The sequence below is a fragment of the Paenibacillus taichungensis genome, from assembly GCF_047302525.1.
Classification (GTDB): Bacteria; Bacillota; Bacilli; order Paenibacillales; family Paenibacillaceae; genus Paenibacillus; species Paenibacillus taichungensis_B.
The window spans coordinates 2,731,270-2,747,759 of record NZ_CP168020.1 but is presented as its reverse complement, the minus strand read 5'-3'; the positions used below and the strand labels follow the sequence as shown (position 1 = coordinate 2,747,759).

The following is a 16,490-nucleotide window of genomic DNA, read 5'->3' as shown; positions in this document are numbered from 1 at the left end:
AAATAGTTTTCAGCTTACTCATTTTTCCCAAGCAAAAAAAGACGCCTCTGCATTAGACAGATACATCTTTTTCATTGGATTATTGCGTCTATAATTCCTTATCTGCATATGATCTAAAATTTTCCGTAATCGCTAACCTTTTGCTTCCTTCCAGGTAAAAGTGATCATCTGCTCTCCAGGTATGACTTTGTTTGTTTTGTCTCCGGTGATATACATAGTTAAAAGGCGACGTAGCATAGGTTTTGAAACCTTTTTTTCTGCATTGTCTTAGAAAGGTTACATCTTCTCCAATAGAACGATCCGTGAATCGGACCTTCTTCAATATCTCTCTTTTGAATAGAAGTGTGCCGCCTTGTATAAATTCCACATGTTTATTCTTTTCTTTGGGTGATCTGACCAGCAGCGTTTTTGAGGCACCCAAGTAAACCAGACACGAATGTTTGCCCACGACATCACTTTTCGTTCGTCTTAGTCCATTCACTTGTTCTTTCAAATAAAAAGGCGAGTAGTAGTCATCATCATCAAATTTGGCGATCAACGGGAATCGGGCTCGGGTAATCCCAGCATTCAGGCTTTGTCCGAGCGATATGCTTTCTGGTACTTGATAAACGCTAACATTCGCATGTTTTCGAACGCGATTTTGATATAATTGCAGATTCATGCTGTCATGATTCAAAATGATGATAAGTTCTTTTACTTTATAGCGCTGCCGATTATAATTTTGCAGAATGTTGTCAAAAAATTGTGGCCGGTTGGTACATACAATGATGGAAACACCGTTTCCCGCTTTCTTTGTGATCATGACATCCCCTCTTTCCTGCTCATACATATTTTTTCATCATACGTACAGAAGTAGAGAATGGTATAGACGAATCGATAGCGTATAAAAGACCAAAAAAACCTTTATCCTCATCAGGAGGATAAAGGTTTCTGAAATTCATACTAGGCTTGATTGGATTCGTTCATATATACGGCTTTACCTGTACGAGCAGACTCATAAAGTGCCTCCAGGATCTGTGAAACCACCAAAGCCTGTTTAGGAGTTACGATCGGCTCCAGATCTTTATCGATCGCTTCAATCCATTTTCTCATCTCTACATCCGGTGCACTTTCACTCTTTCCATCGTAGAAAGCGACCCCGCCTGCACTCAGTTCAATTTCGTTGGTGTACAAACGGCTGAATTTCTCGCCATTGATGCGTAGGCCATTCTTCATATCTGCGCCCGCTTCGCTTCCGCTCAAGCTGCATTTTGCTTCATCCACATCCAGTGAATTCAATGCCCAGCTGGATTCCAGCATGATCGTCGCGCCATTCTCCATTACAATCATACCGAAAGCGGAATCTTCAACCGAGAATTTTTTCGGGTCCCATGGGCCCCATGCATTCGCTGCATTTTCTCTTTGTGAAAGCTCGTGATGAGTTGTGCCCAGAACAACTTTTGGTTGGTAGTTATCCATCATCCAAAGGGTCAGATCAAGTGCGTGTGTACCAATGTCAATCAACGGTCCGCCGCCTTGTTTCTCCTCATCAAGGAAAACACCCCAAGTAGGTACCGCTCTTCTTCTGATCGCATGTGCTTTGGCAAAGTAAATCGAACCCAGTTCGCCAGCTTCACACATCTGCTTCAGGTACAAGCTGTCTTCTCTGAAACGGTTATTGTATCCGATAGTCAGTTTTTTACCGGTACGCTCGGCTGCTTCAAGCATTTCTTGCGCTTCAGCAGATGTCTTGGCCATCGGTTTTTCACACATTACGTGTTTTCCGGCTTCCAGCGCGGCAATAGAAATCTCAGCATGGGAGATATTTGGCGTAAGAACATGAACAATATCAATCGTATCATCCTGAAGTAATTCTTGATAATCCGTGTATACCTGTGCTTCGGAACTACCATACTTTTCTTTGGCTTCGTCTGCACGTTCCTGAACGATATCACAAAAAGCAACCAGTTCCACATTATCAAGCTTGCTCAGACTTGGCAGATGTTTGCCATTTGCAATCCCGCCACAGCCAATAATCCCTACACGATACGTTTTACTCATATCCAATCACCCTCACTTTTGGTTTGGTTGTTTCATTTTACGGAAAGCCGATGGGGTCATCCCCAGACGCTTGCGAAAAACAGCATGCAAATAGTTCGCATTGGTAAACCCTGAAGCCAGGGCAATTTGTTCGATGGAAACATGACTTTCTTCCAGATTGCGGCAAACCGCGCGCAGGCGAATATCCTCCAACACACGGCTGAAAGGCATTTCCGGCTGAACCTGATAAAAGATGCGTTGCAGTTGTCTGCTGCTAATATGTAGCTTTTCCGCTACATTCTCCAGCGTTACTGCTGAGGGATGATTCGCCTCCATATACTGAATGGCATAATCGTACCTGTACACAGACATGTCTCGCACAGGAGCCTCCGCCCGATTCCCCCCGATATCGTAGGCTCGGACGGTCTTCAGCAGAATACTGATCACCTGCTGCTTAATGGACGTGTAATATCCGATCAGTTTACGGTCACAAGCCTCATAAGCTTCCAGGAAACAGTTCATGGCGCGATGATAATCATGTACCGGAGCAAGAGGAAGCGTTCTAAGCTTTTCGATCGTTTCCTCTGATTCTGCTGCCTCCCAAGGATCTACACCCTCTCTGGGATGTTCAATGATATCCACATGCAGACATAATTCATCCATGGCCTCCTGGGAATCCGCCTCCTGATAATGAACAAGGCCCGGACCCGTTAAATACAGCATGCCTTCAGAGAGCGGATGCATCTCATCCCCCAGAATGACTTTTCCTTTCCCTCTCGGGATGAAATGTAACTCGAATTCCGCATGGTTATGAAAATCAACGATTCTGCCTGCCGGAAAAGAAGTCAGATGAAATCGCAGAACCCGTATCTCGTAGTGTCCCCACAGGATCGAGACATCCAGTCTTTCCAGGATATCCTGTCGTTCAAGCATTTTCTCAAAAGGATATCGGCTCAATGCGGCACCTCCCAATACCCTATCCCTGTAACTCCTTCAAGGAGATTTTGCGCCCTTCTTTCGCAGAAAGGTTGGCCGCCTCCATCAGGCGAGTTAACTGAGTAGCCGTCTGCAAATTCTCGGTAGCAATCGTATCTTTTTGAATATGGGATACCCACTGGCTGAATGCGCTTTCTCTTCTGTCCAGCAATGGAATCTCCGTCCATTCTTTCTGTTGATCTGAACCAACATTCGTGCGAATCAATAGCTTATCCTCCGGTGTGCCGTATAACAGTGTGCCCTCCGTACCATGAACCTCTATCGCAAACGGCGAATGACTGTTCACAAATCCAGCCTCGACTACACCGATTGCTCCGGAATCCGTAAATAAGGTAGCAACCGCGTTATCTTCCACTTCTTTTCCAGTAACATATCCGAAATTAGCATTAACCCCTGTCACTTCTTGACCCAGGAACAGATTCGTCAGATACATCGGATGACAACCGAGGTCAATTAATGCCCCGCCCTGACAATCTTCCAGATGATAAAAATGCTCAGGCAACCAATTGGCAATAGCACCGTTATGGGACAGGCGCACACGAACATAAGTCACCTTACCAAGTAATCCTTGGTTCAGAATATCTTGAATTGTCAATGTATATCCATCGTTCAAACGCGGTAAAGAAACCGTCATTTTCACTCCGTTATCCTGTACATCAGAAATAATTGTATTTACCTCTTTAAGAGTTGAAGCAATAACTTTCTCTGTAAATATATGTTTTCCTGCTTTCGCAGCAGCGGTGATTACCTCTTCATGAAGACGAGTCGGCGCATCCACAATAACCGCATCAATGTTGTCCTGTGCCAGCATATCTTCAAGCGAAGCATAGAATGGCACGTTCAGACGTTCAGCTGCTTCCTGTCCGCGCTCGGCATCTTCATCCCATACAGCAGCAATCACCGTATCTTCGTGCTCCTGAGCTTGTTTAATATAATCCCAGGCATGTACGTGCCATAAGCTTATTTTACCTATTCGAATGGTCACTATGTTTAACCTCCATACTATATGATATTCTGACATCTAACTATAAATTAACACAGACCTGATCTAATTTTAATAGGAACTTACGACAATAAATATATAAAATTACGACATGATTTAGAATAAGCTTTTAAAAATAAAAGCAAAAAAAGCTTCCTGCCCACGCCAGTGTGATGTAGGAAGCCTTCTCTTCATGCGTAATCGTTAATTGCCGATTTCAGCGAACGCCCTTATGCGTTTCCGAGTCTGGTTTCCATCCCTTAGGAATCCAGACTATTCTCATCACGTAACAGGTTGGAATCAAGGATGTCCAACGTTTGGCTGGAGACATTATTGCTTCTGACTAGCATGGCGGAAGTATCGGATTACCTTGCGATACATCGTCTTATCTTTTAATTGATTAAATATATAAGGGTCCGGCTTGGCATTCACTTCAATGACCCAGGGTTTAAGACTTTGGTCCAGTCCAATATCCACGCCAATCCCCTTCAAACGTTTGTATTTCTTATTCATATGAGATAGCTTCGCTGATTCACAACGTGTGCAAGACTTTTATGGAACGAATCGAAGCTATTAAATGTCAGACGTTTTTTATTCATCTGATACGCAAAATTCTGTTGATTTTCCATCTCAGCCTTAATGACGCCCACTCCATGAGTTCCTATTTCAGGCTTGATATATAACATCCCATATCTGGCTATCATAGATTTTAGATTCACCTTGTTAAACTTTTGTGTATCAGGTATGAACGGTTTTATTGAATCATTATTGATAAGCTGCTTTGTTTTTAGCCATTTGCTTCTTAACGGTTGTGATTTCTCAATACCCACAGTTCGTTCCTCCCGTCTTCATATCCAACACATATCGCTGTTTCATTAAGTTCATGCATCATATGCAATTTCATTGAACGAGTCTTAGGCAATAATTCTTGAATTTACACACAAAAAGCCGACAAACCCCTATTCTTTGGGCTTGTCGGCTTTTCAACATAACATTTTCAAATCATCGTTTCCGTTTCAATTTGAAGCTGGATTATAAGCACATCCGTGATGCTTAAATTAAGGCAACAGATTTTCGTCGGATGGCTCGTTCGTGTCAGGAACTTCTGCTGCAGATACGAACAACCGTCCTGGCGCTTCCACTTCGACTTTGTTCCCTGCTGCATCCTGAGCACGGATCACGATCACTCCACCCTCAAGCACCAGCGAAGAAGCGGTGGTATAGGTGCCTGTATAATGACCAGGTTCCGTTTCTACCAATGGAATCTCTGCCCCAGCCTGTGTGCTCAGATTGGATGGCAGTTCAATCCGGAAAGAAGCCTGCAATTTGGGGACACTGTCGAACGAAACCGTTACGGTTTCTCCTGCCACAATCCGTACATCCTCAGCCGGAGAAATATTGGTCAGTTCAGGCAAAGACGTTTCCACATAAACAGTCCGGGTCACGGTTGTTTTATTGCCTGCAATATCTGTCGCTATTATTGTGATCGTGTTCTTTCCCTCATTCACAAGTACGCGGTGATTAAAACTTCTGTCTTGCTCCAATTTCACCTTCTGTCCGTTAATGGTCACCTTGTCGAGAAATTGGTCCTGTACATCGCCGGTTACATGAACCACTTCTGTGTTGGTTCGACTTCCTTCTTCAGGTGTAAGGACCGTTAACACAGGTGCTGTCTGATCCAAGATGATCACAACTGGAAGGGAACGATCCGTCGTTTTCCCGTTAACTATCGCTTCGGCAGAAATAGCATTAACCCCTGCACGAAGTTTAACATTCAGCTTGAACTTTCCATTCTCCACTGTTGTTGTTCCCGCTACTTCTTTCCCGTTATATATCTTGATTTGGGCTCCAGAAGCTGGAGAAGTTCCCGATACATCAAATGTCGGCTGGTTGGTATAGGTGTTCGTCGGTTGGGTAAGTACAGGTGCATTCACCGGATATTTCACCACTGCACGAATCATATAGTTTCCCTCTTCAGCTGGTGCAGTACTCCATACGCCGCCTACACGCTGCCAGCTCCGCCCTGCATTCACACCATTTTCATCGGTTGCGAGTCCCGGTGCGCTCGTTCCGACAGCAGTCTGCACATACACGATATAGAAATCGCCTTGTACAACTACAGGCTCTGGAAATTCAACGGTTGTCCACTGATCATTGCGCAATGCCGTACCGTCGAACGGTCCAGCCAGCAATCGGCCTGGTGCTCCACCTGATCCGGAGGCATCATATACGGCATATTTGAATGCTGTTCCACCTGGTACAGGCCATTGTGTATTCCAGAATCGAAGTGATGCACCTGTAAGCTGTGCTGTCTCCAATTCTGGCGTCATACGTACAGCCCATGCGTTATCTGCGGCCACAAAGGCTCTTGCATTTTCAGCAGTTCCATCATCATAGGCGATTTCACCAGGAAATCCGATAAATGGTTTTAATGCAACTTTCGCTTCAACTGTACCATTTCCAGGTACCGTTACATTTACAGTTTTGCTATAATAGTCCGTCGCGATGATCGACAGCGTATAGCTTCCTTCCAGAACATCCAGAACGAATTTGCCGTCTGTTCCTGTGCGAACAGCGCCTACTTGAGCATCTTCTAATACGAGAACAGAAGCTCCAGCTATAGGTTTTCCTGTCCGCTCATCGCTCACAGTGCCTTCAATCTTTCCTTGAGGAATGGTTTCCAGATTGAAATTGGCTGTTGCTCCACTACCATCCGTTATGGTTACCGTCTTCGTTTGAGGATAATATCCATAGGCCTCAGCCTTCAACGTGTAATCACCCGCCACGTGAGTGAAACTGTATTTGCCTGTCGTCGGATCCGTCTTCACTGAACGTCCTGTTTCCAGAACGGTAACCGTTGCACTTGCTGGCAAGCTTTGCGGCGTTACAGAGCCTGTTTCAGGTTTCTGTACTTCAGGCTGCTCCTGCTTGGTTTTATTGAATTCAGCCTTGTCCGTACTTGAAATTTTGTACCAAGAATTATCATATTCCGGCTTAGGCTTGTCGCTGTTCAGAACAACCGCCGTATCTTTCGTAACCGTCTCAGCGGCGATACCCAGAATGCGGAAGTCATCGATGTACCAGCCTTGCTTGACGACACTACTGTCCGAAGTCAATCTGAACCGGAATTGAACTTCATTACCCTTCAATGCAGCCAGATCGTAAAATACCGGAGTCCATTGTTTTCCATTTGAAGAATGAGAGAATTTGCCGAGCTCTGACCATGTGTTGCCACCGTCTTTCGTGGCTTCAACATAACCGTAATCGTATCCACTTTCGATTTCATACCAATGATTGAACGTCAGTGTAGCTTGATCCGCCTGGGTTAAATCCACGACTGGCGAAACCAGAGAATAGTTTGAACCGTTCTCGTAGGTGCTGTCCAGATCGGTTGCCCAAACATTCGGCGGAGAAACCGCACTGGCAGGTCCAACGACGGGTACTCCGCGTTCCCACTCGTCCTTGGTGCCCGAATGAGTCCACCCATTGTCGCTGTTACCATCAAAGTGATCGATGAAGATATCTTGAGGGACCTCCACGGTCACGGATACCTCATTCGACTTGTCACTCTCATTGCCACTATAATCAAGAGCGGCTACCGTATAAAAATAAGTCGAATCTGTTACTGTAGCCGTATCCGTAAATGTCGTTGCAGATGTATTTCCGAGCAATTCATAACCTGAGCCGGAATTCGTTGAACGATACACGTTATAGGATTTCAGATCCTCTTCGTCCGATCCCGTCCAGGACAAGTTTACGTTCCCCAGAATGTCGGCAGAAGCGGACAATCCGCTTGGCGCTCCCGGAGCAATATCATCTGGAGCTTGTACAGAAAAGTCATCGATATACCAACCAGCCTTTTGAACGGAATTGTCACTGGTCAGATTAAACTTGATAAACACCTGTTGACCTGCGTAGTCACGTAAGTCAATATATTGCGTTTTCCAGTCTCCACCGGCACCTGTAAAGCTCAATGCCTCTTCAAATACGAAGTCAGTATCCTCTGTTGCAATGTACACTTTGCCAAAATCGATGTTGCTCTCCAAATCATACCAGTGCTTGAAGGATAACAATGCTCCCTCAGAGCTCTGGGTAAGATCAATTGGTGGCGCGAGCAGGTAGGCATTGCTGTTGGCAGCATAAGTCCCAGTCAGATTGGTTGCAATCACCTTGTCACCTGAGTAGGCACTGCCCGGTCCACTCGTTGGTGCTCCCCATGCCCAGGTGTTGCCAACTCCACCCGAAGTAAAGCCCAGATTGTCTTCCTCAAAATCCTGCAGATACCCAGGCTGGACTCCATTCGATACAGTAACCTTATAAACTTCACTCTCGAATCCGTTATTGCCATAATCATTGACCCGGATGTAGTATTCCAAGCCTTGTGACTCGATCAGAAATGCCGGAATTGTCGCTGTGTAGGTTCCATCTTTGGCATCTCCAGCTACTCGATTCATCGGCAGATATACGTACTGGCTCGTGCCCGTTGTTTTGGCAAAAGCCTCTACTGTGGTTACACCGACATTATCGGTAACACGCGCAGTCAGTGGAATATCAAGCCCCGTAAAAGCAGAATTTACAGGCGTATGTTCCAGGACCGGTGCTTCCAGATCGTCACCTGCTGTGACAACCCTGCCGGACACCGTGCCTATACCTTCAAGGACGGAGCCCACAGCATCCAGTGCATTAATAATGCCGTGACCGTAGCCGTTATTTGGCGAGGTTGGATATCGGCTGTCTGTTCTCGGTGTCGCTGTATCCATAATGATCTGCTCCAACTGATCAACCGTAAGGGAATGATTGGCTTGAAGCAGGAGTGCGGCCAGTGCAGTGGTATGCGGGCCTGCCATGGACGTGCCGTTCCAGCCACCCTCATATACTCCGCCCGGAACAGAGGAACGGATGTTAACACCTGGAGCCGAAACTTCTGGCTTAATCTCCTCATAAGGGGATGGACCAAGAAGGGAAAAAGAAGCCAGATTCCCGTTGATATCCGTTGCTCCCGTAGCGAAGCTCTCTGGATAGTTCGCAGGGTTCGCGACTGAACCTGGGCCTCCCGGATTCGTCAGTGTCACATTCCCGGCTGAGAATTCCGGAAAGATCTGTGCATCACGCCAAGCCTGTACCATTGGACGGAACCACTCGTCCAATCCTGCACCACCACCCCAGGAATTGTTAACCACATCCGGGGCAAGCTCAGGGTGCAAGTTTCCTTCAGCATCCACTGGAGCAATCAGCCATTGACCGCCATCCAGTATAATGGCATCAGTGGTACTCGGATTGAAAATCCGAACGGCAATCCATTTTGCTCCGGGAGCAACCCCGATCTTGTTGGTGCCGTTTGCTTCGGAGCCTACCATTGTACCCATCGTATGTGTACCATGACCGTCTCCATCCGCAGGAAGGGAGGCATGGCTATGGGGATCATACCAGCTTAGCTCGGGATCAACGATATTTCCCGAAGCATCGAGTCCTCTCCATTTGCTGCGGAGTGCCGGATGGGTATAATCGACCCCGCTGTCCAGATTGGCAACAACGATTCCCGTACCGTCGATTCCTCTATCCCATACTGCTGGCGCATTGATAGAATCGATGTTCCATTCAACGTTCTCTGTCTGCAGGCTCTTATCGTTAGCAGCTGCACTTTCCTTCGACTCTGCCTCTTTGGCTGGTGCCTTGGCAGACTCCGTTGCTGGAGCAGCTGTTGCATTTTCGCTGCTAATCTCGGTTTTCTGCATATAACGCTGCTCGTTAGGCAGTATTTTATCCACCTCGGGAAGAAGTGCAATCTGTTCCATGACTTCCTTTGTACTTGTTACTGCGAGTGCGTTAACGATGAAATAACTTTTATAATCTTTGACTTTGCCAAGGTCAAGTTCCTGTTCAAGAAAACTTTCCAGGGTGTACTGGGATCGTGAGGCCGTTTCCCGCAGAGAGCTGACAACCGTGCTTCGCACGGACAGTTTCGTTGCCGAAGCCGTTTGCTTTTCGATTGTTGCCTTTTGCAAGGCTTGTTTGGAAACAGAGGCTGTATCTACCTGTTCTTTCATTTTCACCAGATACGTAACATAATCATTACTCTCAAATTCCTTGCTCAGCTTAGCGTTGACTTTGGAGGTGGTGATTTTGCCCGAACTGGATTTCATGTCGATCTTCTGCGATGCGGCGTTTTCAGCTGAAACCGGATGAATGATAGATAATGCAAGGAGAAGCGACAGGCCCATGGAAAGCGGCTTGCGTAAACGATTCATCTTTATCAAACTTTTCCACTCCTTTTACCCGGTTTTTGTGATACAGTGATTCACTGTATCCATTTCTTTAAACGAAACGATGAAACGGCCTCAACTGGACAGACTTATTGCGTTTATTTACATCAAGCCTCACCTCCTTTACAGGACAGGTTATTAAATTCCAATCGTATGTGAAAGATTATAGATAGCCAATTTCAGCGTATATGGAAGAGGTGGATTTCAGATCAATCTATCTTGTGAGCGGAAGTTTATTCGCATGCATTAAGGAGGGTAATCACCGGCGTTAGCAAGAACGCATACTTTACATGGGAGTATTATGGATCTGGGTAGATCAGGAGATTTCTTTATCTATGTACAAACAAACTCTTAAAATTACATATAATATAAAATTTAGAATTTAATTGTATATTTATGGTATATTATAGAGTCACAAAAAGAGATATACAAGCACTTTTATAGAAATATATAGAAAATAAGCCTTTTTAATGCTTTTGTAAGTCTAATGACTCTCCGTTATTCATCTGCTTTTCGCAAATGCGAACACCCTGACTTATTGATTGATCCAAACAGTTCTTTATAACTATGTCTGATTCATTCGGACATCAAAAAGAACGACGCGAGAAACTTCGCGCCGTTTTTTTTGGGTTCTGATATTTCGGTTACGCGTAGCATCGTTCCCCCAAACAAATCGTTTCATGTGCGCTGCTTGAGACGATCCAACACCAGATACACAACGATGGCATCATCCAGATAACCAATTGGAAATAGATAGTCCGGGATCAGGTCAGCAGAAGAAATAAAGTATAACAATGCACTGCCTATCAGGGAACGATCATTCTCAGGTGTAATCTCATCACAGTATCGAATATGCATTTCCTTCAAATGTTCTATGAACGGTCCTGCACCGTTTATCTGATTGATTTTTACATCAAACTCCTTACAGATTATTCGATGCCCTTCATCCGTACGTGCATATTGTTCGTACTTAACCATTTCCTGTTCAATCCGTTCTGTTGTCACATCGAGGTCAAATAATTTCGTATGTTGCAGGACCGTCTTGATTGATTCAAGCGAATCCAGAATACCCTGCTCGGCCCCTCTTTTTGCATGATTGATTTTGTAGCCTGCAGCCTCAATGAGATGATCCAGGGAAATGTCCAAATGTTCGGAAAAGATCTGCAAATGTGCGAGCTTCGGTTGCTGCTTCCCGTTCAGGATCCGAGAAATGGTAGCCGTGTCCATTCCGCATAGTGTACTGAATTTGCGCATCGAGAGAGAGCGTCTGGCAAGCAGAGGCTTGATCAAATCTCCGATATGGCAAACCTTTGTTTGATCATTTGCTCTCACCAGCATCCCCCCAGAGATATGATCGATAGTCTAGTATATGGGACAATGTGGTGAAAGTTTACCTTATTCTTTCTTCATCAGCAGTGTTTTGTTGCATTTTTCTCAAGGACGGGCACATGAATCTCAACACTACATACATTAAGAGCAGACTAAAGATCATGAGGTGATTTTATGGCGTGGATGCTTATTCTTGCTTTGGCCGTCTCTTCGAGTCTTGACAATCTGGGTGTCGGACTATCGTACGGGATCAGAAAAATCAGAATCAGCCTATTTTCGAATTTTTTGATCGCCGTTGTTTGTTTATTGTTCAGCTATTCAGGCATTTTGTTCGGGAAATGGATTTCGATCGTGCTTCCTGGCGTTTTCCCTATACTACTGGGGACATTTATCTTACTCGTTATCGGTTTTCGTATCATCTTGTTATCTGTTCCCCGCAAGAGGAAAGATCACGAAGAGACCGATTCCCAAACCCTCGGGATCGGGTCTATTTTGCAAAATCCTGAAAGGGTAGATTTGGACAAATCAAACCATATTGGGGTTCTGGAAGCATTGATCCTGGGCGTTGCCCTTTCGACAAACGCACTGACGAATGGCCTAAGCGCCGGGCTAATGGGCTTATCCCCCTTGTATATTTCCCTTACAGCAGCTATCGGCAGTTTTGTCACCGTATGGTTTGGCGTGTGGATGGGGTCCAAAGCGGCAAACGTTCGTATTGGTTCGTTCACATTGGGACAGTTCGGAACGCTTGTCAGCGGGGTTCTCTTATTGTTGATTGCAGCCAATAATTTGTTCTGATCATTTATGGCAAACTCCAAAAAGGAGACATCTGATCAGATGTCTCCTTTTGAACATTTTCCACCGGGTAAACATCACTTGCTTGATGTTAACAATATATTATCAAGAAGGAATTTCGTGATTGATTCCCCAAAAAGTATCGTCTTTGAATTAATTCAATTTGTTAAACGACCATCTTTGTGCATCTGTACCATTATCATTCCATTGCTGAATTGCAGCCCCGTCCGTCGTTGAAGAGCTTGAGACATCTACTGCCAATCCATTCACCTTGGAAATGATTTTATAATAACCGTTACCCGCATCCTGGATGCTCCACCTTTGGGCGTTAGAGCCGTTATCATCCCATTGCTGGAGCTGCACGCCTGGTGATGCTGTTGAGTTAGGCACATCCATAACTTTTCCGCTGTGAACAGCCGTGAGTTTATAGAAACCATCCCCTGTGCTGTCGACTCTGAACGTTTGGTTGCTTGCGCTGTAGTTGGTCCATTGTTGTACTTTGGCTCCACTTGCCGTGGATACATCCACAATATCCAACACTTTACCGCTTGCTTTGGAACCGATCGTATAGAGACCCCCGCTGACAATGTTCGGTGTACTCGCTGTTTGATATACCCGCACATAATCCACCAGCATTTGTGATGGGAAAGGTGTCGCATTATTAGGGCTGCCAGGCCAATTCCCACCCACAGCCATATTCAACAGGAGGAAAAACGGACGTTGGAACTCCTCCGTATTGCCTGTTCCATTTTCGATGTAAAACTCATTGAATTGTTTGCCATCCACAAACCATCTTATATATTTGGAATCCCATTCGATGCTGTAGACATGAAATTGGGAAAAATCAAGATTCTCCGATATCTTTCCATAATCGGCATGCCCGTTAGCATCCCAGTGCACGGTACCGTTTACAAAAGCATTGTTGTTGACCCGCTCCATAATGTCGATCTCTCCGCTCTTAGGCCAGCCGACGGAATTAATGTTGCTTCCCAGCATCCAAAAAGCAGGCCACAGCCCCTGACCGGACGGCAGCTTGATGCGTGCTTCAACTTTCCCGTAAGTAAAGTCCTTCAAGCCTTGGGTTTTGATTCGTGCGGAGGTATAGCTGCTGCCATTGTAATTTTCTTTGCGTGCAGTGATGACCAGATTGCCACCTGTAACTTGCAGGTTCTCGGTGCGATTCGTATAATACTGCAATTCATTATTTCCCCATCCGCCGCTGCCGGTACCAATCTCCGCAGACCAATTCGACGTATTCAGAGAACTTCCATTGAATTCATCACTCCACACCAGATTCCAATTGGTCGCAGCGTTTGTCGTCGTGCCAGGCAGTAAAGCGATTAGGAAACTGAACAGCACCAGCATACTTACGATTTTTCTTTTTCTCAACAATCTTTTCCCTCCCCATATTAACGGACTGATTCTGAACGAGGATACCCCATTTTTCTCAATCCGTAACAACGTTTACATTAAATGTATTCCACATGCAACTCGATTATTTCTACCAGCGAACAGGATATACCATGGACAAGACAGCATTTGAAGTATTTTAACAGGCCTGTGCGAATGAACGGTCCATACCTTGTTGCCTTTAATATATTGGGGACATGGCAAATGATTCGTTCTCAACGCGAGGAAGGAGATAAGAGGCATGAGTAGGCAAGTTATTATTAACGCGGACGACTTCGGATTGTCGCCTGCCGTTAATGAAGGGATCATTAAAGCCTATCACGCAGGGGGGATTACGAGTACTTCAATGATGGTCAACATGCCGGGCTTTAATCATGCCGTGCGCTCTGCCTGGTCATTACCGGACTTCGGAATTGGTTTGCATTTCAATCTCACTTACGGGCGATCTATTTCCGATCCGGACAGCGTACCATCTCTGGTGAGACCCGACGGTACTTTTCATAATGGGATAAGGACCTCTGTGCGAGATAGCGATGATGTTGCCAGAGAACTCGATGCGCAGTGGAATCGTTTTGTAGGAACCTCCCTTTATCCTGCACATTTAGATTCCCATCATTTGTTACACCAGAACGATCCATTGATATATAAGGTTATGGCGGAGAAAGCGATTCGAGAAAATATCCCGCTCCGAAGATCACAAATCGTTCATTCCATTCCTAATGTACCTAACCCCCTAATGAGCAACACGATTCTGTTGGATACTTACGGAGATCAGGAGGGTTTGCAGCGGCTGCTTCATCATTTGTTTTCGCTCCCCGAGGGGATTACCGAGATTGTATGTCATCCTGGCTATGTCGACGACGTTCTGCGTGGAATATCAGAATGGACGGATATTCGGGAGGACGAACTTTCCGTGTTCATCAATGAGGAAGTTCCCCAAACGATACAGGCGTTGGGTATTGTGCCGATAAGCTACAAAGCGATGATGGATACTCCAGATGAACCATGTGAACTGTCTGAACTGCCAGAAATCCCAAGACCTTCTCAACCTATAAAAAAGAAAATCCTCCTTGCTGGCCCACGTCCACATCGCGAATTAAAACGGAAGCGGAAGACACGTCGATGGTTCAAAAAACGAGGCACTAAGCCTCGCCCATCAGCGACACGAATCCGCAAACGAGTGTGAATCATTGCAGGATATTCATATGTAAATAGGCGTACCCATAACCGTCAAAAGGCGATACTCAGAGATAAATCTCTCAGTATCGCCTTTTCTTTCATTACAATTCACTATCTAAGCAGCCTGTTAGGACTACTTCCCATGAGCATGGGAGAAAACTGCATTACTCTTGGTTAATCAAAATGGACAAGGCACTTTTGGATTCGAGTTGGAAACTTAACAGTTCTTCTTGCCCTAGCTGAACCTGCACATTTCCTGTCTCTTCTCCGTCATTGAAGAGCACGACGGCAATAGAACCATCCGTATTTTTGAAGGCTACGGAACGAATGGATGCCTCATTGGAGGACGAGTCAATGCGTACCGCTTTGGGACGAATCAATGCACTGAAATGAGCCAGAGCATAATAGTCCAGTGTATAGGTAAGCTCTTTCGTTTGCTGGTTAACCTTCACAATGCCGCGGCACGTACTTTTCCCGAAACCAGGAACGGCAGGGCCGTTGTTCTCATCCAGTGCCATATTCCAGAGCACAAAAGATTTGCTGTAATTGCGAAGAATCTCAATACCTGTTCTGATCACATTGGAGAAAGCCTGTTCGAATGGAGGAATCCATTCTCCTCCTGATCCTTCGGTGAAGTGTACCTCTTTACCGGCAAAGGCTTCATACACCTTCGTTTGTGCCGAGGCTTCGCCTCCATACCAGTGCCAAGCGACTCCATCTACCTCTTCTGCCGCCTCATCAAGCACGGTCAGTGGGTAATCCGGACGATCCCAGTTGTGATCATAACAGAGGATTTTGGACTGAATGTCATTTCTGACCAAAGCCGGCTTGAGATGATTTTTGATAAAGTCTGCTTGTGCTTCGGCTGGCATCAACATGCCGGGATAATGACCTGGTTCATAAAGTGCCTCATTTTGTGGTGTTACTGCATGGATAGGCAATCCATGGGATGCGTAGGCTTGGATATATTTCACAAAATAATCCGCATACGCTGGATACCACTCATTTTTCAATTGACCTGTAATCATGGAGCCGCTTGTTTTCATCCAACCCGGGGCGCTCCAAGGTGAAGCAAACAGCTTCAGATCAGGATTCAGCTCCAAAGCCTTCTGAGTCAAAGGAATAACGTCCGCTTCATCGTGTGCAATGCTGAACCCGGATAATTCCGGGTCCGTTTGATTTTCTGGCAGATCATTATAGCTGTATACCGTTCTGGCATAGTCTGAAGCTCCCATCGGATTGCGGATGACCGACAATCCGATGCCTTCCTCGGGATGGAACAACCGAGTCATGACTTCAGCTCTCTGCTCTTCGCTTAATATCTGGTTGATCAGATAGGCAGATGAGTCGGTAAAAGAAGCTCCAAAACCATCCATTTCCTGATATGTTTGCTGATCATCCAGAAGGATAGTCGTTGTCTCCATGCTGGAGTCCTGCGATTTCAATTGATCCTGGGACACGGATACAAACAATGCATCTTCTCCCGTGGATTTGTACATTTTGAATTTCGTCATATG

General features: G+C 45.6%; 12 protein-coding genes. 2 read left to right on the top strand and 10 right to left on the bottom strand.

Annotated features, from left to right (window positions below; all coding sequences use genetic code 11):
• Nucleotides 1-88: 88 nt before the first annotated feature.
• The 8 genes from ACDJ58_RS12570 to ACDJ58_RS12535 all read right to left on the bottom strand — a co-directional run bounded on the left by ACDJ58_RS12570 (nt 89) and on the right by ACDJ58_RS12535 (nt 11,598).
• Nucleotides 89-802, bottom strand: coding sequence for a glycosyltransferase (locus ACDJ58_RS12570; protein ID WP_413378346.1), 714 nt, complete (start codon nt 800-802; stop codon nt 89-91).
• A gap of 140 nt (nt 803-942) precedes the next feature.
• A complete protein-coding gene (locus ACDJ58_RS12565; RefSeq protein WP_413378344.1) occupies nt 943-2,040 on the bottom strand; it encodes a Gfo/Idh/MocA family protein in 1,098 nt (365 codons plus the stop codon).
• A 12-nt stretch (nt 2,041-2,052) separates the two neighbouring features.
• Nucleotides 2,053-2,976, bottom strand: a complete 924-nt coding sequence (locus ACDJ58_RS12560) for an AraC family transcriptional regulator (protein ID WP_024634223.1) — start codon at nt 2,974-2,976, stop codon at nt 2,053-2,055.
• 19 nt (nt 2,977-2,995) lie between these two features.
• Nucleotides 2,996-4,000: a Gfo/Idh/MocA family protein gene (locus tag ACDJ58_RS12555; protein ID WP_413378342.1), complete on the bottom strand. Its 1,005-nt coding sequence runs from the start codon at nt 3,998-4,000 to the stop codon at nt 2,996-2,998.
• 327 nt (nt 4,001-4,327) lie between these two features.
• The gene (locus tag ACDJ58_RS12550; RefSeq protein ID WP_413378340.1) at nt 4,328-4,510 is read right to left on the bottom strand and encodes a YheC/YheD family protein; all 183 of its coding nucleotides are present in this window, start codon (nt 4,508-4,510) and stop codon (nt 4,328-4,330) included.
• Nucleotides 4,507-4,827 (bottom strand): YheC/YheD family protein, encoded by a 321-nt coding sequence (locus ACDJ58_RS12545; protein ID WP_413378338.1) that lies wholly within the window; start codon nt 4,825-4,827, stop codon nt 4,507-4,509. The genes ACDJ58_RS12550 and ACDJ58_RS12545 overlap by 4 nt, the downstream gene beginning before the upstream one ends.
• A gap of 228 nt (nt 4,828-5,055) precedes the next feature.
• Nucleotides 5,056-10,254: a S8 family serine peptidase gene (locus ACDJ58_RS12540; protein WP_413378336.1), complete on the bottom strand. Its 5,199-nt coding sequence runs from the start codon at nt 10,252-10,254 to the stop codon at nt 5,056-5,058.
• Between the two features lie 684 nt (nt 10,255-10,938).
• The gene (locus tag ACDJ58_RS12535) at nt 10,939-11,598 is read right to left on the bottom strand and encodes a DUF1232 domain-containing protein (RefSeq protein ID WP_413378334.1); all 660 of its coding nucleotides are present in this window, start codon (nt 11,596-11,598) and stop codon (nt 10,939-10,941) included.
• A gap of 165 nt (nt 11,599-11,763) precedes the next feature.
• Between ACDJ58_RS12535 and ytaF the strand changes: the two genes are divergently transcribed.
• Complete coding sequence (ytaF, locus tag ACDJ58_RS12530; RefSeq protein ID WP_413378332.1) at nt 11,764-12,387, top strand: sporulation membrane protein YtaF; 624 nt, start codon at nt 11,764-11,766, stop codon at nt 12,385-12,387.
• Between the two features lie 150 nt (nt 12,388-12,537).
• On the opposite strand, the gene ACDJ58_RS12525 is transcribed toward ytaF, so the two are convergent.
• Entirely contained in the window at nt 12,538-13,749 is a 1,212-nt protein-coding gene (locus tag ACDJ58_RS12525; protein ID WP_413379641.1) for an RICIN domain-containing protein, read from the bottom strand.
• Nucleotides 13,750-14,035: 286 nt separating this feature from the next.
• On the opposite strand from ACDJ58_RS12525, the gene ACDJ58_RS12520 reads away from it, so the two are divergent.
• Entirely contained in the window at nt 14,036-14,980 is a 945-nt protein-coding gene (locus tag ACDJ58_RS12520) for a carbohydrate deacetylase (protein ID WP_413378330.1), read from the top strand.
• A 157-nt stretch (nt 14,981-15,137) separates the two neighbouring features.
• Here ACDJ58_RS12520 and ACDJ58_RS12515 read toward each other — a convergent pair whose 3' ends face one another.
• A complete protein-coding gene (locus ACDJ58_RS12515) occupies nt 15,138-16,487 on the bottom strand; it encodes a glycoside hydrolase family 30 protein (RefSeq protein ID WP_413378328.1) in 1,350 nt (449 codons plus the stop codon).
• Between the last annotated feature and the right edge of the window lie 3 nt (nt 16,488-16,490).

Coding starts and splice junctions, on each gene's coding strand:
- ACDJ58_RS12570 (WP_413378346.1), bottom strand. CDS start 802: ATGATCACAAAGAAAGCGGGAAACGGTGTTTCCATCATTGTATGTACC.
- ACDJ58_RS12565 (WP_413378344.1), bottom strand. CDS start 2,040: ATGAGTAAAACGTATCGTGTAGGGATTATTGGCTGTGGCGGGATTGCA.
- ACDJ58_RS12550 (WP_413378340.1), bottom strand. CDS start 4,510: ATGAATAAGAAATACAAACGTTTGAAGGGGATTGGCGTGGATATTGGA.
- ACDJ58_RS12535 (WP_413378334.1), bottom strand. CDS start 11,598: ATGCTGGTGAGAGCAAATGATCAAACAAAGGTTTGCCATATCGGAGAT.
- ytaF (WP_413378332.1), top strand. CDS start 11,764: ATGGCGTGGATGCTTATTCTTGCTTTGGCCGTCTCTTCGAGTCTTGAC.
- ACDJ58_RS12525 (WP_413379641.1), bottom strand. CDS start 13,749: ATGCTGGTGCTGTTCAGTTTCCTAATCGCTTTACTGCCTGGCACGACG.
- ACDJ58_RS12520 (WP_413378330.1), top strand. CDS start 14,036: ATGAGTAGGCAAGTTATTATTAACGCGGACGACTTCGGATTGTCGCCT.
- ACDJ58_RS12515 (WP_413378328.1), bottom strand. CDS start 16,487: ATGACGAAATTCAAAATGTACAAATCCACGGGAGAAGATGCATTGTTT.